Source organism: Paenarthrobacter sp. CAP02 (assembly GCF_040137855.1).
Classification (GTDB): domain Bacteria; phylum Actinomycetota; class Actinomycetes; order Actinomycetales; family Micrococcaceae; genus Arthrobacter.
The window spans coordinates 480,171-506,454 of the sequence record NZ_JBEEII010000001.1 but is presented as its reverse complement, the minus strand read 5'-3'; the positions used below and the strand labels follow the sequence as shown (position 1 = coordinate 506,454).

Annotated in this window: 25 protein-coding genes and 1 tRNA gene; 18 read left to right on the top strand and 8 right to left on the bottom strand. The window is 62.7% G+C overall.

Going from position 1 to position 26,284, the window contains the following annotated elements; genetic code table 11:
- Positions 1-7 precede the first annotated feature (7 nt).
- From ABHM97_RS02535 to ABHM97_RS02525, 3 genes are all read right to left on the bottom strand, one after another.
- A complete protein-coding gene (locus ABHM97_RS02535; RefSeq protein WP_349469459.1) occupies positions 8-1,519 on the bottom strand; it encodes an APC family permease in 1,512 nt (503 codons plus the stop codon).
- A gap of 23 nt (positions 1,520-1,542) precedes the next feature.
- Positions 1,543-2,409, bottom strand: coding sequence for a universal stress protein (locus tag ABHM97_RS02530; protein ID WP_235518064.1), 867 nt, complete (start codon positions 2,407-2,409; stop codon positions 1,543-1,545).
- 83 nt (positions 2,410-2,492) lie between these two features.
- Positions 2,493-3,866 (bottom strand): flavin monoamine oxidase family protein, encoded by a 1,374-nt coding sequence (locus ABHM97_RS02525; protein ID WP_349469458.1) that lies wholly within the window; start codon positions 3,864-3,866, stop codon positions 2,493-2,495.
- A gap of 108 nt (positions 3,867-3,974) precedes the next feature.
- On the opposite strand from ABHM97_RS02525, the gene ABHM97_RS02520 reads away from it, so the two are divergent.
- The 5 genes from ABHM97_RS02520 (at position 3,975) to ABHM97_RS02500 (ending at position 8,220) form a co-directional block, all read left to right on the top strand.
- A complete protein-coding gene (locus ABHM97_RS02520) occupies positions 3,975-4,691 on the top strand; it encodes a TetR/AcrR family transcriptional regulator (RefSeq protein WP_349469457.1) in 717 nt (238 codons plus the stop codon).
- A gap of 76 nt (positions 4,692-4,767) precedes the next feature.
- Positions 4,768-5,373 (top strand): helix-turn-helix domain-containing protein, encoded by a 606-nt coding sequence (locus tag ABHM97_RS02515; RefSeq protein WP_349469456.1) that lies wholly within the window; start codon positions 4,768-4,770, stop codon positions 5,371-5,373.
- Positions 5,366-6,274 (top strand): EamA family transporter, encoded by a 909-nt coding sequence (locus tag ABHM97_RS02510; protein WP_349469455.1) that lies wholly within the window; start codon positions 5,366-5,368, stop codon positions 6,272-6,274. The genes ABHM97_RS02515 and ABHM97_RS02510 overlap by 8 nt, the downstream gene beginning before the upstream one ends.
- 109 nt (positions 6,275-6,383) lie before the next feature.
- Positions 6,384-7,511: an L-talarate/galactarate dehydratase gene (locus ABHM97_RS02505; RefSeq protein ID WP_349469454.1), complete on the top strand. Its 1,128-nt coding sequence runs from the start codon at positions 6,384-6,386 to the stop codon at positions 7,509-7,511.
- Positions 7,512-7,521: 10 nt separating this feature from the next.
- On the top strand, positions 7,522-8,220 hold the full coding sequence (locus ABHM97_RS02500; RefSeq protein ID WP_349469453.1) for a FadR/GntR family transcriptional regulator: 699 nt from the start codon (positions 7,522-7,524) through the stop codon (positions 8,218-8,220).
- 216 nt (positions 8,221-8,436) lie between these two features.
- Here ABHM97_RS02500 and ABHM97_RS02495 read toward each other — a convergent pair.
- Positions 8,437-8,519, bottom strand: a tRNA-Leu gene (locus ABHM97_RS02495).
- 372 nt (positions 8,520-8,891) lie between these two features.
- On the opposite strand from ABHM97_RS02495, the gene ABHM97_RS02490 reads away from it, so the two are divergent.
- From ABHM97_RS02490 to pknB, 7 genes are read left to right on the top strand one after another with little or no spacing between them, the layout of a single operon-like run.
- Positions 8,892-9,641, top strand: a complete 750-nt coding sequence (locus tag ABHM97_RS02490) for an FHA domain-containing protein (RefSeq protein WP_349469452.1) — start codon at positions 8,892-8,894, stop codon at positions 9,639-9,641.
- A 5-nt stretch (positions 9,642-9,646) separates the two neighbouring features.
- A complete protein-coding gene (locus tag ABHM97_RS02485) occupies positions 9,647-10,126 on the top strand; it encodes an FHA domain-containing protein FhaB/FipA (RefSeq protein WP_235518677.1) in 480 nt (159 codons plus the stop codon).
- Between the two features lie 3 nt (positions 10,127-10,129).
- Positions 10,130-11,818, top strand: coding sequence for a PP2C family protein-serine/threonine phosphatase (locus tag ABHM97_RS02480; RefSeq protein WP_349469451.1), 1,689 nt, complete (start codon positions 10,130-10,132; stop codon positions 11,816-11,818).
- A complete protein-coding gene (locus ABHM97_RS02475) occupies positions 11,815-13,245 on the top strand; it encodes an FtsW/RodA/SpoVE family cell cycle protein (protein WP_257369989.1) in 1,431 nt (476 codons plus the stop codon). The genes ABHM97_RS02480 and ABHM97_RS02475 overlap by 4 nt, the downstream gene beginning before the upstream one ends.
- Entirely contained in the window at positions 13,242-14,699 is a 1,458-nt protein-coding gene (locus ABHM97_RS02470; RefSeq protein WP_349469450.1) for a penicillin-binding transpeptidase domain-containing protein, read from the top strand. Before ABHM97_RS02475 ends, ABHM97_RS02470 begins: the two co-directional genes overlap by 4 nt.
- Positions 14,696-16,549 carry a protein kinase domain-containing protein gene (locus ABHM97_RS02465; RefSeq protein ID WP_349469449.1) on the top strand — a complete coding sequence of 618 codons (1,854 nt, stop codon included), beginning with the start codon at positions 14,696-14,698 and terminating at the stop codon, positions 16,547-16,549. Before ABHM97_RS02470 ends, ABHM97_RS02465 begins: the two co-directional genes overlap by 4 nt.
- 10 nt (positions 16,550-16,559) lie before the next feature.
- Positions 16,560-18,470 carry a Stk1 family PASTA domain-containing Ser/Thr kinase gene (pknB, locus tag ABHM97_RS02460; RefSeq protein ID WP_349469448.1) on the top strand — a complete coding sequence of 637 codons (1,911 nt, stop codon included), beginning with the start codon at positions 16,560-16,562 and terminating at the stop codon, positions 18,468-18,470.
- 96 nt (positions 18,471-18,566) lie between these two features.
- Here the strand turns inward: pknB and ABHM97_RS02455 are convergent, their stop codons facing one another.
- Both ABHM97_RS02455 and ABHM97_RS02450 read right to left on the bottom strand, forming a co-directional pair.
- The gene (locus tag ABHM97_RS02455) at positions 18,567-19,208 is read right to left on the bottom strand and encodes an aminodeoxychorismate/anthranilate synthase component II (protein ID WP_349469447.1); all 642 of its coding nucleotides are present in this window, start codon (positions 19,206-19,208) and stop codon (positions 18,567-18,569) included.
- A 170-nt stretch (positions 19,209-19,378) separates the two neighbouring features.
- Positions 19,379-20,206 (bottom strand): class E sortase, encoded by an 828-nt coding sequence (locus tag ABHM97_RS02450; RefSeq protein WP_349469536.1) that lies wholly within the window; start codon positions 20,204-20,206, stop codon positions 19,379-19,381.
- 156 nt (positions 20,207-20,362) lie between these two features.
- Here ABHM97_RS02450 and ABHM97_RS02445 point away from each other — a divergent pair, with 156 nt between their 5' ends.
- From ABHM97_RS02445 to ABHM97_RS02420, 6 genes are all read left to right on the top strand, one after another.
- Complete coding sequence (locus ABHM97_RS02445) at positions 20,363-20,617, top strand: cell division protein CrgA (protein WP_235518085.1); 255 nt, start codon at positions 20,363-20,365, stop codon at positions 20,615-20,617.
- Positions 20,618-20,661: 44 nt separating this feature from the next.
- The gene (locus tag ABHM97_RS02440) at positions 20,662-21,171 is read left to right on the top strand and encodes a methylated-DNA--[protein]-cysteine S-methyltransferase (RefSeq protein WP_349469446.1); all 510 of its coding nucleotides are present in this window, start codon (positions 20,662-20,664) and stop codon (positions 21,169-21,171) included.
- Complete coding sequence (locus ABHM97_RS02435) at positions 21,171-21,701, top strand: RNA polymerase sigma factor (protein WP_235518088.1); 531 nt, start codon at positions 21,171-21,173, stop codon at positions 21,699-21,701. Before ABHM97_RS02440 ends, ABHM97_RS02435 begins: the two co-directional genes overlap by 1 nt.
- Entirely contained in the window at positions 21,698-22,324 is a 627-nt protein-coding gene (locus ABHM97_RS02430; RefSeq protein ID WP_349469445.1) for a methylated-DNA--[protein]-cysteine S-methyltransferase, read from the top strand. Before ABHM97_RS02435 ends, ABHM97_RS02430 begins: the two co-directional genes overlap by 4 nt.
- Positions 22,325-22,347: 23 nt before the next feature.
- Complete coding sequence (locus ABHM97_RS02425) at positions 22,348-23,034, top strand: alpha-ketoglutarate-dependent dioxygenase AlkB family protein (protein WP_349469535.1); 687 nt, start codon at positions 22,348-22,350, stop codon at positions 23,032-23,034.
- 107 nt (positions 23,035-23,141) lie between these two features.
- Entirely contained in the window at positions 23,142-23,741 is a 600-nt protein-coding gene (locus ABHM97_RS02420) for a DNA-3-methyladenine glycosylase I (protein WP_349469444.1), read from the top strand.
- A gap of 1,050 nt (positions 23,742-24,791) precedes the next feature.
- Here ABHM97_RS02420 and ABHM97_RS02415 read toward each other — a convergent pair.
- Positions 24,792-25,646 (bottom strand): rhomboid family intramembrane serine protease, encoded by an 855-nt coding sequence (locus tag ABHM97_RS02415; protein WP_349469443.1) that lies wholly within the window; start codon positions 25,644-25,646, stop codon positions 24,792-24,794.
- Between the two features lie 9 nt (positions 25,647-25,655).
- Entirely contained in the window at positions 25,656-26,198 is a 543-nt protein-coding gene (locus ABHM97_RS02410; RefSeq protein ID WP_235518095.1) for a peptidylprolyl isomerase, read from the bottom strand.
- Between the last annotated feature and the right edge of the window lie 86 nt (positions 26,199-26,284).

Here is a 26,284-nt window from a genome sequence, read left to right as displayed (position 1 = left end):
CCCAGGTTTACGCCCGGGTCAGCACCTTGCCCTTGAAAAACTCGGGCCGCAGCCGGTACATCACCAGCATGATCGCCACGCCCAGCAGGATCACGCCCATCCCCAGGATGAACACCAGGCCCACCCCGCCAACGGATGATCCGGAGCCATATTCCGGGTCCATCGAGTCCATGGCGGTCTTCACGAACATGACCAGCAGGATCACCCCGCCCACCAGAGGCGCAAGGAACTTGAAGAAGAAGGCGCGCACGCTGCTGAAAGCCACGGCCCGGAAGAACCAGACGCAGGCCAGGGCCGTGATGCCGTAGTAGAAGCAGATCATCATGCCCAGCGCCGTGATGGTGTCCCAAAGGGCGTTTTCCGAGACCGTCCGGGTGATCACGTAGAACGCCGCTGCGGCGATTGCAGCGGCAATCGTGGCGAAGCTGGGCGACTTGTACGTGGGGCTGATTCGCCCGAACCGCGGCGAGATGGCGCGGTAGTGGCCCATGGCCAGCATGGTCCGGGCCGGGGAAACAAACGTGGACTGCAGGGACGCCGCCGAACTGCTCAGGATGGCCAACGACATGAGGATCGCGAACGGCCCCATCACCGGACCCGCCAGGACAGCGAAGATGCTGGACTGGTTTTCGGGGTTCCCGGCGCCCAGACCGGTGTCACCGACGCCCGCGAAAGACAGGGTGGCCAGCGCAACGGTCATGTAGATGATGACGATGACGAGCACCGTGATGGTTGCGGCACGGCCCGGGGTCTTCTCCGGGTTCTTGGTTTCCTCATTCATGGTCAGGGTGACGTCCCAGCCCCAGTAAATGAAGATCGAGAGCGACACACCTGCTGCGAACTGCGAGAACGAGTCCACCGCGAAAGGGTTGAACCAGTCGGGCGAAATGGCTGTGGCATCAAACGCGGTTCCGTTGGCAACGTGCGCGAACGCCGATACTGCGAACCAGCCCAGGACCAGCAGCTGGAAGGCCACCAGCACGTACTGCACGCCCTTGGTGGTCTCCATTCCACGATAGGAAATCCAACACGCAATGGCGATGAACACCAACGTGGTGGCGATATTCAGGGGCAGAATCTTGCTCAGGTCCGCTAGGGACGGATTACTGAAAAGCTGGCCGAGCATCAGGTAGAAGAAGTCCACTGCAACGGCCGCAAGGTTGGACAACACGATGATGGTCGCTGCGATCAGCCCCCAACCACCCATCCACCCGATCCACGGCCCGAAGGCGCGCGTCGCCCACGTGAAGGAGGTGCCGGCGTCGGGCATTGCGTTGTTCAGTTCGCGGTAACCGAGCGCCACCAGCAGCATGGGGCTGAAGCCCACCAGGAAGATGGCGGGAAGATGCACGCCCACTTCCGAGACCGTGGGGCCCAACGCTGCGGTGAGGGTATAGGCGGGCGCGATGCAGGAAACACCGATCACGACGGCGCCGATCAGGCCCACCGATCCGGCTTTCAGTCCCTTTTCACTCAGGGAAGATTCTTTCGACTGGACCGTCTTTGGTGCAGTTGACATGGGTATTGCCTCTCAGGCGATTGCTATGAGCTTTGTCGCGTGTAGTCGCGGGGGACCACAATCATGGGAACGGGTAGGGCACGCAGGATCCGGTTTGCGGTGGTGCCAAGGAAAGTGGCCCGGTGCTGGGCGAGGCGGCTGGAGCCGATCAACAGGATTTCGCCGTCTTCCCAGTCAAGCCGGTCCACAGCTTCCTCGATGGTTCGGCCCTTGGCCACCACGATCTCGGGTTCAGTCAGCAGCTCATCCGCGGATGAACTTTCGACGGCGGCAATCCGCTGGGCGGCATGCATCCATGCCGCGTCGAGCAGCTCAGGCGAGTCACCGCCGTCGAGTGCCAACAGGGAGACGAGCCGCAGCGGAAGGCCGCGATCACGCGCCGACTCCACAGCAAGGTCCAGGAGCTCATCGGCTCCGGGTCGCGTGCCGAAACCGCAGCTCATCCGGGTGATCGGTTCCGTGCGACGGTATCCGTGCGGTGCCAGGGCAACCGGCAACGGCGCCGAGTGGAGCAACGCACCAGCCACCGAGCCAATCGTGAAGCGCTTGAGCAGGCCACTGTTGGTGGCTCCGATCACCAGCGCCGCAGCATCCATCTCCACGGAGGCATCAATCAACGTCCGGGCTTCGGAATCGCCGCGGCGGATGTGGCCCCGCGCGGTAATGTCCGCCGGGACCAGGGCCAGGCCTTCGTCCAGCCAACGCTGCGCTTGCTCGTTGAGGATGTCGTCGTAGCCGGTTTCCGGCGGGTAGACGGCGTTGAAGGGAGAGTCCTCGGGGATCACCAGGACCAGGTCAAGGCTCACATCGTGGTTCCGGGCAAGCGCTACGGCGAGGTGGACGGCGTCGTGCCCCCTCGCGTTGGCGGTGTACCCCACTACGTAGCGCATGGCTCCCTTTCGATTCTTAAACAGTGCTGCCGACAGTCCGGGGACGGCACTTCCCCCGGACTGCCGGTTGCGTAACTCTGGGGCTAGACCGCTACCGAAGCGAGCTTGTTGGCTTCGACGATGCGCGCGGCGGTCGCCTGGCCCATCCGGACTGCGCCGTCGACGTGCTGGTAGCCCTCGGCTGCCAGGTCCGACGAGGACCAGTAGATCGGGCCGACGTTGGCGTGCTGGTCCTTGCCGTAGCGGTGCAGGCCGCCCAGGTCGTAGCTGGAGGCGTAGGCACCGCGGGTCCATTCCTCGGAGCCCCAGTCGGACTCGTAGTAGACCTCAGGGGTGAGGGCCTTGTCGCCCAGGAATCCGGCGATGGATTCGAGGATGGCCTTCTTGCGGTCCTCGGCGCTCAGCTCGAACACGGCGTCGGCCTTTTCGTCGGAGACGAAGCCCACCAGGGTGCCGCGGGTGTCACCGTGGTTGGTGTTGTCGTAGACCTCCTGGACCAGTGCGCCGGCGCTGAAGCCGGTGCCGGAGAGTCCGTCTTCACGCCAGAAGGGGGTCTCGTAGACGGCGTGCACCTTGATGACCAGGCCCAGCGACTGGTGCTGGTGCATCTGGTGCTGGCGGCGCGGCAGCGGCGGGTTGAAGGAGACACGCGAGTAGAGGTTCGGCGGAACAGCCATGATCACGTAGCGCGCGTTGACCGTGGCCTGCTCGGACACCACGGTGACCTTGTTGTCTTCCCAGTTGATGGTGCGCACAGGGCTGTTGAGGATGACGTCGGAACCCAGTTCTGCTGCCTGCAGCAACGAGACCTGCTGCATGCCGCCCACCACGCGCTTGTCCAGGATGAAGTCCTCATCCGTCAGGTGGCTGAAGCTGCCCGCAGAAGCAGCCATCAGTACTGCCTGAAGTGCGGAGAAGGCGTGGGCGGGCTTGGTGAGCATGCCCCCGGCGATGAAGAGGCCGATGTTGTTGCAGGCTTCCTCGTCGCTGGAGTTCTGGCGGAGCCAGTGGTGGAAGGAGATGGTGTCCAGCTCGCGTGCCTTGGGGTGGGCCCAGGGCTCGGTGGGGCCGATTTCGGCAGCCAGTTCGTCAAGGATGGCCACCAGCTTGTCCATTTCGACCTTGGTGGTGTCGTTGACCGGGAAGGAGTCGCCGGTGTACCGGGTGCGCTTGCCGTCGGCGCCGATGTAGACGGACTCGCCGTCGCGGTAGCGCGAGTACATCTCCAGTCCGAGCTCTTCCAGCAGGGCCATGAGGGCCGTCTGGTCCGGTGAAACCCACTGGCCGCCGATCTCCAGCATGGCGCCGTCGATGGTGTCGGTCCAGGTGCGGCCGCCCACGCGGTCGCGTGCTTCGAGCACTGCGACGCTGAGTCCGGCCTTCTTCAATTCGCGTGCCGCCGTCAACCCTGACGGTCCGGCACCGACGATTACAACGTCGCGATCAAGATTCTGCATGATGTCCTCTCCGTGGCCGTCCGGTGGCGGCTGACCAATAAATGAATGCCATTCATTTATATCCAATAGTAGCCGCCCTGACCCCGGCTGTGAAGACCCGGTGGAATAATGCTGGGGACACAGGCAGCAGAAAGGCTCCCGATGCCCGCACCGACTCCCGCAACGTCCGCCACTCCGGCGCGCCCTGTACGCCGCCGCGCCGGCAGGCCAACGGCGGCGGTCCTGGACCAGGGCGGCATCACGACGGCGGCCCTGGAGTTGATCGGAACCAAGGGTTACAACGGACTCACCATGGCCGCGTTGGCCCGCTCACTGGGTGTCGCACCATCCGCCCTGTACAACCACGTCTCCTCGAAGGACGACGTGCTCATCCTGCTCATGGACCACCTGGCCGCGATGGTGGACGTCTCGGCATTCGGCAGCGAACCATGGGAATCCGCCGTTCGTCGCTGGGCCTGGTCCTACCGCGATGTCTTCTCTGAGCACACTCCCCTGATTCCGATCATCGCGGTGCTGCCCGTTGCGAACGCCCCCAAGACACTCGCCATGTACGAGTCCGTCACTGCGGGCTTCCGCGAAGCCGGGTTCCCCGAGGACCGCATCATTTCCGCGATCGTAGCGCTTGAAGCGTTTGTGTTCGGCGCCGCGTACGACGTCACCGCTCCGGACGACATTTTCGACGCCGGCAGCCTCGCCAGCCAGGTCCCCAACTTCACCGCGGCCGTGGACCGACTGGCACTGGAACAGCATGCCCGCCCCACTGACGTTGCCTTCAGCCTGGGACTCGAGGCGCTGATCAGCGGCTTCGGGGCGTTGCGCGCCTGACGTTTGGCGAGGGGGCCGCCCCTTCAGATTCACCGCGGAATACTCATTGCCAAGATAGTGCACTATGCTGCACTTTGTGGAAGACAATGCAGAAACTTTGGCGCGGGCAATCGGCGAACGCGTAAAACAGGAACGCAAGGGCCGGGACTGGACACTCGACCAACTGGCGGAAATTGCGGGGGTCAGCCGCCGCATGGTGGTCAATGTGGAGCAGGGTGCGGTTAATCCGAGCATCGGAACCCTGCTGCGGCTCAGCGATGCCCTGGGTGTCGGGCTACCCGCCTTGGTTGAGCCTCCAGCATCGCGGTCGGCGAAAATCACCCGGTCCGGTGAGGGCACCGTGCTCTGGACCGGTCCCTCCGGAGGCCGCGGCGTCCTGGTCGCGGGCACCGAGTCTCCCGACGTCGTCGAGCTTTGGGACTGGACACTGGCGCCCGGCGAACGGCACGAAAGCGAAGCGCACTCCGCCGGTACCCGCGAGCTGCTGCAGGTTCTGGAAGGCTCGCTGACGGTGAGCGTCTCGGAGGAAATCCACGTACTCAGCATGGGCGACGCCTTAACCTTCTTTGGCGACGTCGGCCATGCGTACTCCAATGACTCCCAGCAGCGCACTCGGTTCACCCTGACCGTCCTGGAACCAGGGGTCGGCGCAGCACATCGGACGGAGACCCCGAATGCGTGACCGTTTGTCCGGCACCATCGGCGGCCTGCCGCCATGGTCAATGGCCGTTGCCGCGATGATGGCGGTGCAGCTCTCGAATGCCCTGTCTGTTGCAGTCATTCACCAGGTGGGACCCGCAGGCACGGCCTGGCTGCGCATGTGCTTTGGCGTCGTGTTTTTGTGGCTGGTGAGCCGTCCGGCCATCCGGTCACTGCGACGCCGCGACCTGCCCGCGTTGATCGCACTCGGAGTGGTCACGGGCTTCATGACCACATTCTTCCTTGCCGCCGTCGAGCGCATCCCACTGGGAACCGCCGTCGCCATCGAATTCCTGGGTCCCCTCACCGTGGCCGGCCTCATGAGCAAGCGCCGGAAGGCGCTTATCTGGCCACTCCTCGCCTTCATGGGTGTGGTGCTGCTGACGGAGCCGTGGCACGGCACCATCGACATGGCCGGCGTGGGATTCGCCCTTGCGGCCGGGACATGCTGGGGGCTGTACAACGTACTCACCCAACATGTTGGCGATCGTTTCGGTGGCATCAGCGGACTCTCGCTCACCATTCCGGTCGCCGCCCTGGCCACGCTGCCCATTGGCTTGCCGCAGGTCCTCGGAGGATCCCTTGAGTGGTGGGTGCTGCCTGTTGCAGCCGGGATTGCGCTGATAACTCCGGTGATTGCTTTCGGGCTGGAGATGCTTGCCCTCCGGCGCATGACACACACCGCTTTTGGCACGCTGCTGTCCATTGAACCGGCGTTTGGCGTGCTGATCGGTGTGCTCGTTCTGGCCCAGGCGCCCAGCGTCCTGCAGCTTGTTGGGGTCGCCCTGGTTGTGGTTGCGGGGACTGCGGCGCAGCAAGGTGGCCGCCGGTCTCCCACGCCGACGATGACGACTGACGTTCCGGCGTCGCCCGCGGCCCCCTAGGTCTTCGGGCTGCGCCTGCCCGGTGAAGGCGCAGTGGGTTTTGATCGGCAGAAAGGGTTGTAGAATAAGTAACCAACTTGTATTCTAAGTGAAACCACTTAGGAGAACCATGAGCACCGTAGATCTGATCCGCCACATCAAGCTATCCACCGCCACGCTTCCCCTCACCGTGCCGATCAGCGACGCCAAGGTCTTCACAGGCCGCCAGAAACCTATGACCGAAGTGGTGTTCCTTTTCGCCGAGATCACCACGGAACAGGGACACACCGGCCTGGGCTTCAGCTACTCCAAGCGTGCAGGCGGCCCTGCGCAGTATGCCCACGCCAAGGAAGTGGCGGAAGGAATCATCGGCGAGGACCCCAACGACATCGGCAGGATCTACACCAAGCTCCTCTGGGCCGGCGCCTCGGTGGGACGCTCGGGGGTGGCAACCCAGGCCCTTGCCGCCATTGACATCGCGCTCTACGACCTCAAAGCCAAGCGCGCCGGACTCCCTTTGGCCAAGCTGCTGGGTTCCTACCGCGACTCCGTCCAGACATACAACACCTCCGGCGGCTTCCTCAATGCCACCCTGGACGAGGTCAAGGAACGCGCCACGCAGTCCATCGATGAAGGCATCGGCGGCATCAAGATCAAGGTGGGCCTGCCCGATTCCAAGGAAGACCTGCGCCGCGTCGCTGGAATCCGCGAACACATTGGCTGGGACGTGCCACTCATGGTGGATGCCAACCAACAGTGGGACAGGGCCACCGCCCTGCGCATGGGCCGCCAGTTGGAGGAATTCAACCTGGTCTGGATTGAAGAACCCCTGGACGCCTACGACTTTGAAGGCCACGCACACTTGGCCCAGGTGCTGGACACCCCCATCGCCACGGGCGAAATGCTGGCCTCCGTGGCCGAACACAAGGGCCTTATCAACGCGAACAGCTGCGACATCATCCAGCCGGACGCGCCCAGGGTCGGAGGCATCACCCAGTTCCTCCGGCTCGCGGCCCTCGCGGATGAACGAGGCCTGGGCCTCGCGCCCCACTTTGCCATGGAAATCCACCTCCACTTGGCCGCGGCGTATCCCCGCGAGCCCTGGGTGGAACACTTCGACTGGCTGGACCCGCTGTTCGAGGAGCGCCTCGAAACCAAGAACGGCCGCATGATCGTCCCGGACCGTCCCGGACTGGGCGTCACACTCAGCGGGCAGGCCCGCGCCTGGACAAACGAAGCCGTGGAGTTCGGCGCGTAATCTTGAACCCATGAGCCGAAACCTGACCGCGGATCTCGCCGCCGACCTTCGAAACCGCATCGTCGACGGCGCCATCCAGCCAGGTGAGAAGCTCCCCAGCGAAAACACCCTCATCAGCGAATTCGGGGTGAGCAGGACCGTCGTCCGTTCGGCCCTGACCCGGCTGCAGGCCGAGGGACTTGTTGAAACCGAACGTGGGCGGGGCAGCTTTGCGCTGACTCCGCCCGCCGACGGTCCCTCGCCGGCGCCCGGAACCCGCCCGGTCTCCAGCATGGAGGACCGGTTGCAAATGCTGGACTTCCGCGTTGGGGTGGAAACAGAAGCCGCTTCCCTGGCCGCACGCAACCACAGCGAACGCCAGCTCAAGGCCGCGCACGGCGCCTTGGAGCAATTCATCGCCAGCGCAGGCCACCCGGCCCACTCCATGAAGGCCGACTTCGAATTCCACAGGGCCATTGCGGCCGCCACCGGCAACCCCTTTTATACGGACTGCATCTCAGCATTGGGACAAACCATGATCACGATGCCCCGCCCGCGCCTGGTCACCACCGAGGATCAGGACTCCCCGGAGCGCTTCGCGCAGGTGGTCCACGAGCACACCTCTATATACACATCAATCGCGGAGGGAGATCCGGTGGCTGCCGCGGCAGCGATGCGCCTGCACCTGAATAACTCACGACGCCGGTTCACGGGTTCCGCGCGCGGCTGACAGTTCCGCGCGGCTCACCCCGCGCACCCTTGGCCCACGTCGGACCGCCAAATCCGGCCCTTGTTCGAAATCCCTGCGCTGCATCCCCGTGGCTGGCCCGTATATCCGTTGTTGCCCAGCAACGGATGAGCGGGTTGCCAACGACCTTGTGGGCGTAAAGGTAAGAGGACAAAACAGAAGAGCCCCGATCCTAAGACCGGGGCTCTTTCCTTTGCGTGCGCGAGGGGGGATTTGAACCCCCACACCCTTTCGGATACTGGCACCTGAAGCCAGCGCGTCTGCCGTTCCGCCACTCGCGCGCAACTTCTTTTTCCGGACTTCAGCAGGTTTCCCAGCTTTGTTTCCTTCAAAAGCAGCGAGATCAAGCATAACGGACATTCGCTTGAAAACACCAATCGGGGCGCCAAGCGGGTCCCGCACACCACCTTCACCCGGCAAAATTCCCTCAACAACGGCTGAATCCCACGGAAATTTCTCGCCCCGGCAGCCGCGCCAGCAAGGGCCCGGAGAGAACTTTTCCGGGTCGTAGGGCGTTGTGGATTAAGGCCATTCCCAGTCAGTCCCAGTAGTATCGGGGAGTGGAAGGGCCGTCAGGCGCGCACTTCGCTGTGTGCGCACTCGGACTATCGGACAGGCACAACAGGTGCCGCGGCAAGGAAAGGAGAACGACCATGGGTTTGCTGGACAAAGTCGAGCGCGGCATTGAAAAAGCCGTCCGAAACGTCTTCTCCACGGGGTCGCGGGCACGTGTTGAACCGGTGGAGATCGCGAGCAAGCTAAGGCGCGAACTGGACAACAAGTCCATCACCATCGCCGCGGGCCGCACCCTGGCTCCCAATGTTTTCGATGTCCTCCTGAGCGATGAGGATTTCGCAAGGGCACAGGAGTGGGGAACTCCCCTGGCCGAGGAACTGTGCGATGTTGTGATCCAGCACGTCCGCAGCCAGGGCTACACGCTTCAGGGTGCTGTCCGGATTTCGTTCCGTCGTAACGATGAGGAGCGCGCCGGCCATTTTGAAATCACCTCCCGGACCGAGAAGCAGTCGAATGATGCAACGCCGGCCGTCCAGGCCCCTCGCAGCCATGTTCCCGCAGCTCCCGCCCGGCAGCCCACCCGTCTCCAGCCCGTCCTCGACATCGGTGGACAGCGATATTCCCTCAATGCCCGGTCAGTAGTGCTTGGCCGTTCATCGGAAGCCGACATTCTTGTGGATGACACCGGCGTTTCGCGGAAGCATCTTGAGATCCGCACCGAGAATGGCAGCACGTGGGCCGTCGATATGGGTTCCACCAATGGCAGCTACGTCAACGGACACAAGGTAAACGGCAGCGTAGAGCTTACTGACGGCTCAACCATCACGATGGGACGTACCAAGATCATTTTCCGCCTCCTCCCCCAAGCCCCGGGTGGCCACGCGTGAACGACATCAGCGAACTGACCATTACAGCGCTTCGCTTCGGGTTCCTCCTGCTGCTCTGGATCCTGATCTTCAGCATCGTGTCCACCATGCGCCGCGACTTCCAGATTGGCCGCAAAGCCGTGACGGGCGTTCCCACAGCCCGGGAAGTACGCAAGCACCCGGAACTGGCCGCGTCACCGCCGCCGCCAATCCAGCATGCACGCACTTTGGTGGTCACGGAAGGCCCCCTCAAGGGCACTACGGTCCCCTTGGCAGCGAGCCCCATTCTGCTCGGCCGTGCACAGGAAGCCACGTTGGTCCTCGAGGACGATTACGCCTCGGGGCGTCACGCCCGCCTCTTCCCGCAGGGCAGCCGCTGGTTCATCGAGGACCTTGGCTCCACCAACGGCACCTACCTGGCCGATCAACAGCTCACCCGCGCTTTGCCGGTTGAACTTGGCGTCCCCGTGAGGATCGGCAAGACGGTCATTGAATTGAGGCCGTAGTCCATGGCCGCCCCCGAGACCCCCGACGGCAAGGACACGCCCGCGGAGCGCCCGCTCATCATGCGCTACGCCGCGCGTTCGGATGTCGGTCGGATCCGCTCCAAGAATGACGACTCCGCATACGTGGGCCGCCATCTTGCTGTCGTGGCCGATGGCATGGGTGGCCACGCTGGTGGTGACGTCGCCTCAGCCTCAACGGTCCTGGACATGATCCACCTTGATCATGACAACTATCCGGAGGGCGCAGACAGTGTCCTGGCCGACGAGATCCAGACGGCAAACTCGCTGCTGTCCGAGCTCGTCCACCAAAACCCCAAGCTTTCCGGCATGGGCACCACGGTCACCGCCCTGCTGCTCGAGGACCGCAAGCTCCACTTCGCCCACATTGGCGACTCCCGCGCTTACCGCCTGCGCAACAAGAAATTTGAGCAAGTCAGCGTTGACCACACGTTTGTGCAGCGCCTCATCGATGAAGGCCGCCTTCGCCCCGAAGAAGCGGAAACACATCCCCACAAGAACGTCCTGATGCGCGTACTCGGCGACGTCGATGCCAGTCCCGAGCTGGATCTGGATGTCCTGGACGTCGAACCCGGCGAACGCTGGCTGCTGTGCTCCGATGGCCTCAATTACGTTGCGGGCCACGTGGTGGAGCGCATGGTGCGCGAGACCAAGGACCTGCGCGAATGCGCCGACATCCTGGTTGACCTCACGTTGGAAGCCGGCGCACCGGACAACGTCACCGTAGTGATGCTGGAAATAGCGGAAGAGACCGACGACGACGTCAGCACGGCCGCCGTCGACATCGTCCCGGCAGCGGCGCTTGCCTCGTTCGACGACGAAGCCGACTCAGTGACCGCCTCCAAGTCACCGGACGGTCCCGCCGCAAGCAAAGCTGCTGAGGACTCCCAGGACAGCCCCGCTGCGAAGGCTGCCCAGATCGCAGAGCCTGGATCGTCCTTCAGCGCGGGCGACCCGACCACGACGGACAAGGATGCGGAATCATCCGAATCGTCCGATTCGGGAGAACCCCCGGCCACTACCGACCCCCATCTTGGCGAGCATCTGTCCGCGGAGGTTTTGCGCGAGGAACTCGCCAGCCGCCCCCACGAGCTGGTTGGAGCAGCGGCCACGGCAGCGGAGACCGGATCAATTCCAACTGTCGCGGGCCGAACGGTGGCCCGTCGCGCGGCAACGGTCCTGACCCACAAAGCCGAGCAGGACCGTGCGGACGCTGAGGAGCCGCCTCGTCGTCGCGTTCGATGGCTGATGCCGGCGGTTGCCGCCGTCGTTGTCCTTGGCGTCGTAGTAGGCCTTTGGCTCGGCTATGCGTGGACCCAAACCCGGTACTACGTGGGCGAATACGACCAGCGGGTAGCCATCTTCAACGGAATTTCCCAGAGGCTCGGCCCCATTCAGCTTTCCCGGCTTGAAGCCGTCACAGATATCAGGGTGGATTCATTGCCGGAATACGGCCAGCAGAGCGTACGCCAGACCGTGCCCGCGGGCGACCTCCACGATGCCCAGGGCATTGTGGAGAACTTGAAGAATACGGGCAGTGCTTCAGCCAACTGCCCCACAAAGGGGCCCAAGCCGACGCCGTCGCCGACCATCAGCGTTCCCGTACCCAGTACCGCCGCAGTCGCGACCCCGAGCCCCTCGCCCATCCCCACATCCTGTGAGGCGGCCAAATGACGCAGGTTGAAACCGCCCCCAAGCCCCGCAGGAATGTTGAGCTGATCCTCCTCGTCCTGGCACTTTCCGTGGGTATCGGTGCCAGCGCCTTGGTAAGTATCAACTCGAAAGTTGGGCTGGACAGCGATTTCTGGTTCCAGTCCAGCCTTCTCGCGGTGGCCGCCCTGGCCTTCCACGTGGTGCTGAGGCTGCGCGCCCAATATGCAGACCCGGTAATACTTCCCATCGTCGTGGCCCTGAACGGCCTCGGCTTGGCCCTCATCCACCGGATGGACGGACCCGGGGATGACACTGGCAATAATCAACTGCGTTGGACCCTCATCGCGATGGCTGTGTCCATTGCCGTGATCTGGTTCCTTAAGGACCACCGTGTCCTGCGCCGCTTCACCTATATATCGCTGGCAGTGAGTGCGCTCTTGCTGCTTATGCCGTTGATCCCTGGCATTTCTGCCGGTGAGATCCTGGGCGCACGCGTTTGGATCCGGCTTGGACCCATGACCTTCCAGCCGGGTGAAATCGCCAAGATCACCTTGGCTATATTCTTCGCCGGGTATCTTTCGTCCAACCGTGACCTGATCCTCCTGGCCGGCCGGAAGATCGGTCCCATGCAGTTCCCGCGGTTCAAGGACCTCGGCCCCATGATTACCGCTTGGCTGGTGAGCATCGGCGTGTTGGTTTTCCAGCGCGACCTCGGTTCCTCCATCCTCTTCTTCGGCCTGTTCATCGTCATGATCTACGTGGCCACCAGCCGTATCTCCTGGGTGGTTATCGGCGTCCTGCTGATTCTGGGCGGCGGCTTCGTCGCCTCGCAGATTTTCTCCCACGTGGCATTCCGCATCGACAGCTGGATCAACGCATTCACCCCGGAAGTCTTCGGCAGATCGCCCGGCGGCAGTGGGCAGATTGTCCAAGGCCTCTTCGGCATGGCTGACGGCGGTCTGGTAGGCACAGGACTTGGACAGGGCCGACCGGATCTGGTGCCCTTCGCCAACAGCGACATGATCGTGGCGCTTATCGGCGAAGAACTCGGCTTGATCGGCCTGTTCGCCGTGGTGATGTTGTATCTCCTGCTCTTCACCCGCGGTTTCCGCGCCGCCTTGGGAACACGCGATGCCTTCGGAAAACTGCTGGCCTGCGGCTTGTCCTTTGCCATTGCCCTCCAGTGCTTCGTCGTCATCGGCGGCGTCACCCGCCTGATACCCCTGACGGGCCTCACCACGCCGTTCCTGGCTGCGGGTGGTTCCTCGTTGCTGGCCAACTGGATCATCGTCGGCTTGCTGCTGATGATCTCCAATACCGCCCGCGGCCCCGTGGATACAACCCCCATGGTCAACAAACCCCCAGCAACCGGCAGCAACCCAGTCGTCCGTAAACCGGCCACAGGCCAGACACCCAGCGCACCAACAGAGGCGGTGAAGCAACAATGAACCAGGCAATCCGCAGTTCCTGGATGGCCGCCGTCGCCATGTTCGCGCTGATCCTCGGTGCCATCAGCTACGTCCAGGTCATTGGGGCCGATGACCTCAACTCCAACCCGTGGAACCAGCGCGCCATCCTCGCATCGTTCTGCAATGACCGTGGTGCCATTATCGTGGGTGGAAAGCCGGTTGCGGAGTCTGTCCCCGGGACAGAGTCCTGCGCTTTCCAGCGCAAGTACAACCAGCCCGAGCTTTACGCAGGTGTCACCGGATACTTCTCCAAGTTCTACGGATCCACCGGCCTGGAGCAGTCCATGGGCGATACCCTTGCCGGAAACTCCGACCAGCTTTTCCTGGACCGCCTCAGCCAGATGTTCCTCGGCAATGAGCCCAAGGGTGCTTCCGTGGAGCTGACATTGGATCCGGAGATCCAAAAGCTGGCCTACGACCTCATTCCCGACGGCCAGCGCGGCTCAATCGTTGTCACTAACCCCAAAACTGGCGCGATCCTGGCCATGGTGTCCAAGCCGTCGTACGATCCCAACCTGATCGCGTCACACGACAGGGCAACTGCGGACGCCAGCTACGCCGCTGCGAACCAGATTCCAGGGATCAACCTGAACCAGAACGTCAGTGGGCCTACCGGCAACCTGCTCTCGCCCGGGTCCGTTTTCAAGCTCGTCGACACCGCAGCGGCACTGAACTCGGGCAAGTACAACAAGGACAGCGAACTTCCCAACCCCTCCAGCCTGCCGTTGCCGGGTTCCAGCGCGAGCCTCCCCAACTACGCCGGCGGTAACTGCAACGTCCGGGAGACGGCGTCGTTCGTTTTTGCTTTGGAGCAGTCCTGCAACACGCCATTCGCCAGCATCGCGCTGGACCTTGGCCAGGATGCCATCCGCGACCAAGCCAAGAAATTCGGCTTCGGCGAGAACTTCGGCGATCAACTCAAGCTCCAGATGGCACCCAGCATCTTCCCCCAGGACCTCGACCAGGCACAGCTCGCCCAGTCGGCTGTAGGTCAGCGTGACGTCAAGGCCACCCCGCTCCAGATCAACCTGATGACGGCGGCCATCGCCAACGGCGGGGTGCAGATGAAGCCGAGCCTGGTGAAGACTGTTCGCGCTCCGGACCTTCGCGTCATCAGCGAAACCAAACCTGAGGCCCTGCGCACCAGCACCACGGCCCCCATCGCCAGCCAGATCACTGAGTGGATGACCAGTGCGGTGGACAACGGCATTGCCAAGGGTGCAGCGGTTCCCGGTGTGAAGGTGGCCGGCAAGACCGGAACCGCGGAGCTGGGGGATTCAGGTTTGAACAACTCATGGTTTACCGGGTTCGCCCCGGCAAACGACCCGCAAGTGGCCGTCACCATCGTCATGGAAGGTGTGGATGTGCTCAGCGGTGCCAAGCTAACCAGTCCGAACGCAAAGAAGATTTTTGAGGCGGTGTTGAATAAGTGAGGCCTACTTCGGGAATCACACTCGGCGGCAGGTTCCAGCTGACCAGTCGCATTGCGATTGGCGGCATGGGCGAGGTCTGGAAGGCCAAGGACCAGATCCTGGGCAGGATCGTAGCCATCAAGGTGCTAAAAGAGGAGTACACGGGGGACCCCGGCTTCCTTCAGCGTTTCCGTGCCGAGGCGCGCCACACAGCCCTCCTCAACCACGTAGGCATCGCCAACGTCTTCGATTACGGCGAGGAGGCCGGTTCGGCGTATCTCGTCATGGAGCTCGTACCGGGCCACCCGTTGAGTGGCATCCTGGAACGCGAGCAGGTTCTGTCCCCGGACATGACTCTTTCGATCATCGCCCAGACTGCCCGCGCCCTCGCGGTTGCGCATGCCCAGGGCCTGGTTCACCGCGACATCAAGCCGGGCAACCTGCTGATCACCCCGGACAACCGAGTCAAAGTCACCGACTTCGGCATCGCGCGCCTGGCTGACCAGGTGCCGCTAACCCAGACCGGCCAGGTCATGGGTACCGCCCAGTACCTGGCTCCTGAACAGGCCACCGGCCAGACTGCCACCGGCTCCTCGGATATCTACTCGCTGGGTGTTATCGGTTACGAGTGCCTGACGGGTCACCGTCCGTTCTCCGGGGAATCACAGATCGCCATTGCCCTCGCCCAGGTCAACGACGCACCGCCGCCCCTGCCGGAGACGCTGCCGACGCCTGTCCGCGCACTCCTGATGTCCATGCTGGCCAAGGACCCCAAGAACCGCCCGGCCAACGCCATTAAGCTGGCTGAGGCGGCCGAGGCCATCCGCAACGGCGACATCGCCACCGCCCACGCTGCCGTTCCCGGGATGCTGCTCTTCGAAAGCACCACTGGCCCCATCACGGCGCCCGTCGATACCGCAACGGCACCCACCGGCGTCGTCACCTCGCCTTACGGCAAGGAGCAATCGTCGACGGCGACTTCCGCGCTTCCGGTGCTGGGCGCCGGCGCCGCCGGTGCTGCACTGGGGGCTGCTGCTGCATCCTCTGACAACGCCCTGACCCGTGCCAACGCGCTGGAAGCGGAACGCCAACTGAACGACGAAGAGGAAGTCATCTACACCGATGACGAAAACTTCGACGACCCCGAGCCGGAACGCAAGAAGCGCAGTCCGTGGACGTGGCCGCTCGTTGCCCTGATCCTGTTGGTACTTTTTGCGCTGGTTGGCTTCCTGATCTCACAGTCCGGATTCTTCTCTCCCAGCCCTGCACCCAGCGAGATCACCTCTACAAGCCCCAGCCGGAGTGCAAGTCCCACACCGACGTCGGCTTCCCCTAAGCCTTCGACTACGCCAACGTCCGAGGCGCCTTCACCCACGCAGTCAACGCCGCAGACCATCAACCTCATCCCTGCGGAATACCTCGGCAAGCCCTTCGACACGGTCAGTGCACAACTCGGTGCACTCGGACTGCAGGTCAGAGGGGAGCAGGTCTTCGATGACCAAGCTGCTGTAGGGATCGTGACCGGCATTGACCCTTCAGGTGCCGTTCAGCCGGGCGAGGTCATCACCGTCCAGTACTCGAAGGGTCCGCAGGCTCCGCCGACGGTTGCTGTTCCCACCATCGCTCCCGGTGCCAGCGAAGCACAGGTCAGGGCTACCTTGGAGGGCGCGGGCCTCAAGTGGATCCCGGGGGATCCCGTCAACGGCGCCGTGGGCCAGCAGCCTGGCACCTTCGTTCGGTCGTCCCCGGCGGCAGGAACCGAGGTTAATGCAGGTTCCACAGTCACGTACTTCCTGGCCAAGAACGTTGCTCCCACCAACCCCAACACCCCGAGCGCCAACCCCAGCGCTTCCGGAAACCCGAAGAACTAAGTAAGCCATCATGTCCACGCCCCGGCCCGGTCCTGCACATCGAGAGGAGAGCACACCTGTGTCTTCACAGCGCATCCTCAATTCCCGCTACGAGCTCGGTGAGCTCATAGGCCGGGGTGGCATGGCAGACGTCTATCGCGGCACGGACACTGTTCTGGGTCGGACCATTGCCGTGAAGGTGCTGCGTGCCGATCTTGCCCGCGATCCACAGTTCCAGGCTCGGTTCAAGCGCGAAGCCCAGGCTGTGGCGGCGCTCAACCATCCCTCCATCGTGGCCATCTTCGATACGGGCGAATACTCCGTGCCGGGCGGCCCCGGGGAGGACGTCCGGGTGCCCTACATCGTGATGGAGTTCGTCTCCGGACGGACCCTGCGCGACATGATCAAGGCGAACGAACTGGGTGTCGAGGACTCCATTGGCTACACGCTTGGAGTCCTCGGAGCGCTGGAGTACAGCCACCGGGCAGGAATCGTCCACCGGGACATCAAGCCGGCCAACGTCATGGTCTGTGCGGATACCGGGGATGTGAAGGTCATGGACTTCGGCATTGCCCGGGCCATGGCTGATTCTGCGGCAACCATGACGCAGACCCAGGCCGTGGTGGGGACAGCACAGTACCTTTCACCGGAACAGGCCCGTGGCGAGACGGTGGATGCCCGGAGCGATCTCTACTCGGCCGGGTGCCTCTTGTACGAGCTGCTGACCAGCAGGCCCCCTTTTGTCGGCGACAGTCCCGTATCCGTTGCCTACCAGCACGTCCGCGAAACCCCTGACCCTGCCAGCGCCCACAATCCTGACGTTTCCGAGGCACTGGACTCCGTCCTGGCCAAGGCCCTGCAGAAGAACCGGACAGACCGTTTCCAGGACGCCGCATCCTTCCGACGAGCACTGCGCGCAGCCAGCAACGGCATCCCCGTTCCGGTCCTGCCGGCCAGCGAGGCCCCCACGGACCCGAACGACCTCGTGGAACCGGAAGACCCTGCCACGCAGCTCTTGAGTGCCACGGCCGTGGGTTTCCTTGACGTGGACCAGTTCAAGGACCAACCCGTAGAGCAAGCCCAAGAGGAAGCACTGCCCCTGGGCCTCCCAGCAGAACGTGAGCCAACAGCACGGCAGAAGTCCCGCCGTCGGGCCTGGACCGCCACGTTGGTAATCTTCACGCTCCTGGTGCTTGCCGGCGGCGGCTTTTGGCTTTACAGCCTCATGAATATGCAGCCACCGCCCCCGGCAAAGATTTCTGTTCCTGCGGTGACCAACATGACCGAGTCCCAGGCAATCCAGGAGATCTACTCGGCAAAGCTGGTTCCCAAGAGTGTGCGCGAACCCAGCGACAGTGTCGCCAAGGACATGGCCATCGGGACTGCACCGGTAGCCGGAGCCATGCTGGACCAGAACGCCGAGGTGATCCTGAAGATCTCCAGTGGGCCCAGTTCGGTAACCATCCCAGCGAACATTGTGGGTCGCACCGAAGGCGACGCCCGGGAGGCCTTGCGCAAGCTGGGCATTACCGGAGACATCGTTTCGGTCCGCACACATAGCGCCACCGTTCCCGTGGGCCTGGTCATCAACACAGGACCAGCACCCGGCGGAGCCATCGCCGCGTCATCCAAGGTGGAACTGCAGATTTCTTCCGGCAAGGTCCTCATGCCCCAGCTGATCGGACTTCCGCTGGCAGAGGCAGAAGGCGCCCTCAAAGCCAACGGCTTGGTCATGCAGGTGGTGGAGCAGGAGAACTCCGAGGTGGCGGCCGGCACCGTAACGGGTCAGAGCGAAGCGTTCAATACCGAAGTGGACCAAGGCAAGACAGTCATCGTGACAGTAGCCAAGGCTCCGGTAGTGCCTACACCCACCCCGACGCCAACGCCGACTCCGACCGACACGGACAAAGCCACGCCGAAGCCGACGCCCACCAAGAAGTAGCGGCCGGCGCTGTCGCTATCCGCCGACCTCCGCGTGCTGCTCCTCCGTCGCTTTGACGCACGCTTCCGGTACCGAATGCGGCCGTACTTTACGTCCTTACTGCTTGATCAGCGGGCTCAGCTTGGCTGCGCGTTCCGCGGCTCCGGTCATGCCCAAGGACTCGAGCCAGTTGCCCAGCATCTGGTAGCCGCCTTCCGTCAGCACGGATTCCGGGTGGAACTGGACGCCGCACAGCGGAGCAGTCTTGTGCTGCAGGCCCATCACGACGCCATTGGTGGTTTCAGCGGTGATTTCCAGGACATCCGGGATGGAATCGCGCACAGCCGCCAGGGAGTGGTAGCGCGTTGCCGTGACGGGCGACGGGAGGCCGCTGAACACGCTTTTGCCTTCGTGCCGTACCGGAGAAGTCTTGCCGTGCATGAGCTCGGGCGCGTGCGTCACCACACCGCCGTAGGCCTCCGCGAGGGCCTGGTGTCCCAAGCACACGCCGAACATGGGTTTGCCGGCTTCCCCGCACCATTTAATGAGCTCGATGCAGACGCCGGCCTCAGCAGGGGTGCCGGGACCCGGCGAGACGAGGACGCCGTCGCGGGTAGAGGCGAGCTCGATTGCCTCAGCAAGTGTGACGTCGTCATTGCGGACAACCGTGGTCTCTGCCCCAAGCTCCTGCAGATATCCCACCAAGGTGTAAACGAAGCTGTCGTAGTTATCCACTACAAGGATTTTTGTTGTGCTCATGGTTGTTGCAGTAAACCAATCGTTGAGTCAGTCAAAGCGGTGAATTGGGAAAACCATGGAAAGAGGAACTCCACCATCAGTACCAGTGCTACGGCCACCAGTACCAAGCATGTCACGATCCTGACCCAGACGGGCCCGGGCAGATTACGGAAGATCCACGCGTACATCCGCTACCCCTTTCCGTTTGCCTTGGCTACTTGGGCGGCGATTTCCGACGGCGGACCGGCCGAGGCAGGTTGCCAGCTGTCCAGCAACGAGTAGGCGATGATTCTTTCCTGGGACCCGAAGCGGGGGTTGCAGCTGGTCATGGTGAGGATACTCTCCTTGGGCTGCGCACCCGGCTGGGTAGGGACAGGCATCAGGACATCCGTTCGGTCCGGCGTGACGATCTGGTTGTTCCGGAAAGCGTAGGTGTAGTACCCGTCGGCCGTTTGCACATAGATCTTGTCCCCGGGAACAAGGGTGTGGATGTTATCGAGGACGGCGCCGTGGGTTTGCCGGTGGCCCGCAACGGCGAAGTTGCCCAGGGCGCCGGGCATGCTGGTGCTTCCATAGTGGCCCAGCCCCAGCGTGTCCAACACACCGGAATCGGTTCCCTCGATGATGGGCCTCGTGTAGTCCGCGCCGAAACGGGGGACATACATGATGCCGATCGTCTTGCCGTATCCGGGCGCAGTTCCCACTACGGGTTGACCGAAATTCGCGGGATCAGCAGGAGCGGTGGGGGCCAGCGGACCCTTGAATTCCTGCGCGAAGTCGTGGATCGCTTCAGTCTGCTTGGCGTCAGCTTCCACGTTGGTCCACCATAGTTCCCAGCCAACGAACAGCAACAGGACGACCCCTGCCGTAATGAGGAGTTCGCCCAGGATCTGGCTGATCTTCCGGATAACATCGGAAGCGCGGAGCCGTTTTTTGGGATGGCTTCCCTTGTCGCTGCGGCGGGACGGCACGGCCGGGTCAGCCGTCATCTGCTGGTGCGCCACAGGGTCTCCTCGGATAGTGCACGGGCGGCGCGGGCTGCACCTGAGTTGCGGCTAGACTTGACAGCTAGAACGAACCCGGAACGCCGTGTGGCCGATAACCGCTGGAAATTTCCTTCCTGCAGGATACCAAGGCTGGCCGAAACGGGTGCCAACCGAACAGCAGGAGGATCCGTGCCCGAGTCCAAGCCCCGCAAGCGGCCCACCAGTCAGGCCCCGCAGACTTCGGCCGCGAAGCAGTACAAGCCCAACCCGGTTTGGTACAAGGCCGTGATGTTCGGACTCATGATCCTCGGACTTCTCTGGATCATCACTTTCTACATCACTCAGGGTCAGTTCCCGGTTCGGGACTGGGCGTCATGGAACATCGTGGCCGGCTTCGGTATTGCGATTGTGGGCTTCCTGATGACCACCCGCTGGCGCTCCTAGGAACCCGCACCTCACATTTCCGTGCCCGTGAACGTCTACAGGATATGAGTAACCGGCACACCACCATGGAGTCCCCGTTGGGGCAGTTGACCCTGACTGCACGCGGGGAGTTCCTGACGGGTATCTTCTACGAAGGGCACTGGCATATGCCCCCACAGGAGTACTTTGGCGTTCCCACTGGCGTCGAAGATCCAGTATTCGCCGAGGCCCGGGTAGAGCTCGAAGAATACCTTGGCGGCAGCCGAACGGATTTTGACATCCCTTACGACGCCGGCGGAAACGCCTTCCAGCAGAGGGTCTGGGACCGGTTGAAACATATACCTTTCGGGGAAACAGTGACCTACGGCGAGCTCGCGGCTGAGCTTGGCGACCCCCATCTTGCCCAAGCTGTTGGATCAGCTGTCGGCCGCAACCCCATAAGCATCATCATTCCGTGCCACCGGGTGGTGGGCCGGAATGGACAACTGACCGGATACGCCGGCGGTCTTCGCAACAAGCGTTACCTTTTGGACCTCGAGGAGCCGGCAGTGGTCAGGGAAGGCAAGCTTTTCTGATGCAGCCCCGGCAGTTGGCCACCAAGAAGCCGTTCGAAGCAGTCGTCCAGGAACAGGGCGCCACCGTACTCCGGGTGTGCCGCGCAGTCCTGGGTGTTCATGACGCTGACGACGCCTGGTCCGACACTTTCCTGGCAGCCCTTCAGTCCTATCCGGCACTCCCGGCGGGAGCCAATGTGCAGGCATGGCTGGTAACCATCGCACATCGCAAATGCGTCGACCACCTGCGGGCCGGTAACCGTCGTGCTTTGCCAACCGACAACCCTCCTGAGCAGTCGTCCCGCCTGGGCATTCCGGGTGGAGGCCACCCCGAACTCCTCGACGCCGTCGCCCACTTGCCCCCGAAACAACGGCAAGCAGTGGCCTACCACTACATAGCGGGGATGCCGTATAAGGACATCGCGGAACTCCTTGGCGTTACCCCTGAAGCCGCGCGCCGGTCCGGAGCGGATGGCGTGAAAGCCCTCCGCGCGGCGCTTGCCCCCAAACCAGTGCTGGCACATTCATCCCCGAAGGGAGACAGCAAATGACCCTGGATCCAAGCCCCGACCTTGCCGAGGTCAACCAGCTCCTGACACCCACGTTCGGAGACGTGGAGCCTGCCCTCGCCAGTCTTCACGCGAGATTGGCCCGCGATGCCCAGCTGCTCCACACCTTGGACGTTGCCTACCGGGTGGTTGATTCGCCGGTGGGAAAGCTCTTGCTGGCAGCAACAGACCGTGGAATCGTACGGGTGGCCTTCGAACGGGAAAACCATACTGACATCCTGCAGGTCCTCGCGAACACCATCAGTCCCCGCATCCTCGAGGCGCCGGCGCGCCTGGACAACGCTGCACGGCAACTCGACGAGTACTTCAGCGGAATCCGCAAGGAGTTTGACCTTGTGCTGGATTTCCGGCTGACCCGCGGGTTCCGCCTCAACGTGCTCCAGCACCTGCCCAGGATCGCGTACGGGGAGACTGAGAGCTACGCTGAGGTGGCCCGGGCCGCAGGCAGCCCCAACGCGGTGCGCGCCGTCGGAAGCGCGTGCGCTACCAACCCGTTGCCGGTGATTGTTCCGTGTCACCGCGTCGTGAAATCCGACGGCAGCTTTGGCGGCTACCTCGGGGGTTCGGAGGCCAAACGCGCACTGCTCTCCTTGGAGGCCGCGTGAACGACGACGACGCCCTGTTCCCCTTGGAGCTGGTACAGCCGGAAACGCACGACGCCGGTCCCCGCCTGGTCGCGCCGGGTGCAGTCCACGTCCCTGGCTGGCTTACGGAGGAACAGCAACGGTGGATAGTCGCGCGCTTCGCTGATTGGACCCAGGGACCGGTGCCCCTGCGCGCGGCCACCCTGCCCGGCGGTCACCAAATGTCCGTGCGTACCGTTTGCCTGGGTTGGCATTGGCAGCCCTACAAGTACACGCGGGAAGCTACTGACGTCAACGGTCGCCCTGTCCTCGACTTCCCGGACTGGATGGTGCGCTTGGGCCGTAAGGCGGTCGCTGCTGCCTATTCCACAGATGGCGTGGAGAACGGCTCGGCTCCTGCAGAGGCTTACGCTCCCGATGCGGCCTTGGTGAATTTCTACGATGACGGTGCTGCCATGGGCATGCACCAGGACAAGGACGAGCGTTCTGACGCTCCGGTGGTGTCCCTCAGCATTGGGGACTCGTGTATCTTCCGTTTCGGCAACACGAAAACACGCACCAAGCCCTACACCGACGTCGAACTTCGATCCGGGGATCTCTTCGTCTTTGGCGGTCCGTCCCGGTTCGCCTATCACGGCATACCCAAGGTCCTGCCTGGCACTGCGCCCGCGGATTGCGGCCTCACTCATGGCCGGATCAACATCACCATGCGGGTTACAGGATTGTCGTAAGCCCGGAGTAGGGACAACGCTTCAATGTCAGCGCGTAGGGGCAGAATATCCCGGGAAGCTAAATTACCTGCCGGCCGTGTGGCTGGCGCGGCCGCAGAGGAGCGTTCATGACCCCGGACACCGGCACCATCATCGGTGAGGACGGCCTGGCCCGTCCCCTGTGGGCTGCCTCGGATCCCCTCATGCAGGCCTACTACGACCATGAATGGGGTATGCCGGTCCGCGATGAACAAGGTTTGTATGAGCGGATCAGCCTCGAAGCTTTCCAGGCTGGTCTCTCGTGGGCCACTATCCTCCGGAAGCGGGATGCTTTCAGGAGGGCCTTCCTGGACTTCCACCCGGAGAGCGTGGCGGCCTTTACGGAAGCGGACGTCGAACGGCTCATGCTGGACGCAGGGATTGTCCGTAACAGGCTGAAGATCAAGGCTGCCATCACCAATGCAAAAGCCACTATCGCCTTACGCGAAGAAGGTGGCCTGGTGGACTTTGTTTGGTCCTTCCAACCGGCAAGTACCCCGGCGCCGCGTACCTTCGCCGATATCCCCACGACCTCCCCTGAGTCGATTGCCTTATCCAAGGCATTGAGGAAAAAGGGCTTCGCCTTCGTCGGCCCAACCACGATGTATGCACTCATGGAGGCGATAGGAATTATCGACACTCACCTGTTGGACAGTCACCGGCGGGGCACTTCCGGGGTGTGGTCCTAAAAGGCAGGCATGCCAGGACCACTGACAGCACCACGCCACACTGCTTTCCACAGAAGTGCGTAACTTTATCCACAGGCGTGGATAACTTCTGTGGACATCCAAGGACTTACGCTGCTTATCCCTGCGATGCTGCCGATCGGCGGTCGGCGGACTCCGGGGGACAGTTATACCCACTGTGCATCGAGCTGTGGATAGTGCTCCAAGCTTCACCGAAAGTTCAACGACTCCGCATTGCCTGCGTTGCCAAAACCAGGTTCGATGGCACGGCAAGTGAATGAGGCCGTCGTGTACGCCGACTGGTTGCCGCTGCCTCGGAGGGCGGGCCCGGATCCCATCACTGGAACACTTACCCACTTAACAACAGGCCAGTACCCACAAGTTATCCACAATTGGGGACAACGTGTGGGTTTCACCTAGGTTAGCCCCGGCATTCCGGGGTTTTCGCCGCCCCTTAAGGCCTGAACTACAGCCATGTAAGTTATTAACAGTGTTGATAAGCCTGTTGATAGATACAGCACCACGCCGCAATTAACAGGGTTGTCCACACCAGGCCTAAAACCCCTCTACTTTTCCACATATGCAGGACTATCGGGGACAAAGTTATCCACAGGTGTGGACAGATCCATGCCATTCGGGGGATATCTAGCGCATTCGCCGCCTGTTGAAAGCCTTTGATGTAGAACTACAGCCGTGTAAGTTACTCACAGTGTGGATAAGTCCTGTGGAAAACTAGCACCAAGCCCGCATCGGCCGTCCATGACAGACCACTCGTTGATGACCCATGATGAAAACGGACTTCAAGGCTTCCTTCACCGACGCTCGGGATAAGTCGCGGTGGGACTAGACACTGACGACCATGGTTCCGGACTGGCTCGGCGCGGAGCACATGGACACGGCTCAGGAAGCGCTCACCAGGAAGAGAGGCGGGGAAGCGCCGAAAGATAAAGAGGTACGCCTGGAAGCGATCTATCTAAGCGATCCACGGCGCTCTGCTCCGGGGAAGCTCAGGACGATCCTGCGGCAGCCAGTCGCCGTAATAGGACAGTGGTGTCAGCCGGCAGTGACCCGGACCAACGTTGCAATGGCCAACAGTGCCACCACGAGGACAAGTCCACCTGTTTGAAGCAGGGCCTGGTTTTTACCCCGCGGGGCGTACGCAATGACACCGGCGGCCAGACCTCCGGCGATCAAGCCGCCCAGGTGTGCCTGCCAGGCGATGGTGGGAACAAAGAACCCAATGGCTCCATTGATGGCGATCAGAACCCACAGTTGCTTGGTTTCGCCACCTCTGTGGCGTTGCACCACCAGCATGGCTCCGAAGAGTCCGAAGATGGCCCCGGATGCTCCGACCACGCCCACTACAGGAAAGCTTGGCGTGAGCAGCAGATAGCCCACGGAGCCACCAACTGCTGAGATGAGATACACCGCAAGGAATCGGATGCGCCCGAGCAAAGGCTCAAGGGCTTGCCCAAAGATCCAGAGCGTGTACATGTTCAGGACAATGTGCAGGAGGAATCCCTGCGAATGCAGGAATGCCGATGTCAGCATCCGCCAAGGTTCGGTGTCCGCGAAGATGTTGGCGAACGCGAAATTTTGGAAGATGACATCGCCCGGGAGCACCCACTGGAGGATGTAGACCAGCACGCACACACCGATGATCAGGTACGTCACCAGTGGGCGGCCAACGGCCAAGGTGCCGCCATAGGGCGACTTGTACTCCGGCGTCGAACGTTTTTGTTCGTTGACGCAGTCAACGCATTGGAACCCGACGGCGGCCGCCCGCTGGCACTCCGGGCACGCGGGGCGCCCGCAGCGCTGGCACCGCACGTAGGAGGGCCTGTCCGGGTGCCTGGGGCACACCGGAACATCAGCAGACGGCTCAGCCGACGGGATTCCGTAACTCATGAATGCAGGCTAGAGCTGTTCGATATCGATGCTGGTGATGACGACGTCCTCAACGGGGCGGTCGCCCATGCCCGTACGGACGGCTTCGATGGAGTCCACAACCTTGCGGGATTCTTCGTCCGTCACCTCGCCGAAGATGCTGTGCTTGCCAAACAGCCAGTCGGTGTTAACGGTGGTGATGAAGAACTGTGACCCGTTGGTGCCCTTGCCCATCTGGATTCCGGCGTTTGCCATGGCCAGCTTGTACGGCGCGTTGAAGGTCAGTTCCGGGTGGATTTCATCGTCGAACTGGTAGCCCGGTCCGCCGACGCCGCGGCCCAGGGGATCGCCACCCTGGATCATGAAGTCCTTGATGATGCGGTGGAAAATCGTGCCGTTGTACAGCGGCGTGCCGGTCTTGTCCTCGCCCGTTTCCGGGTGGTTCCAGGACTTTTCGCCCGTGGCCAAGCCAATGAAGTTGGCGACCGTCTTGGGCGCGTGGTTGCCGAAGAGGTCAACCTTGATATCGCCGAGGGTCGTGTGGATCGTTGCTTTTGCGGTTGCGATGGTCATGGCCCCATTCTTCCATGCAGGGTCAACGCCTTTGGAGTTGTAAAGCCGGTTCCGCGCTCGGTGAAATCCGTGCCTAATCCGGCAGA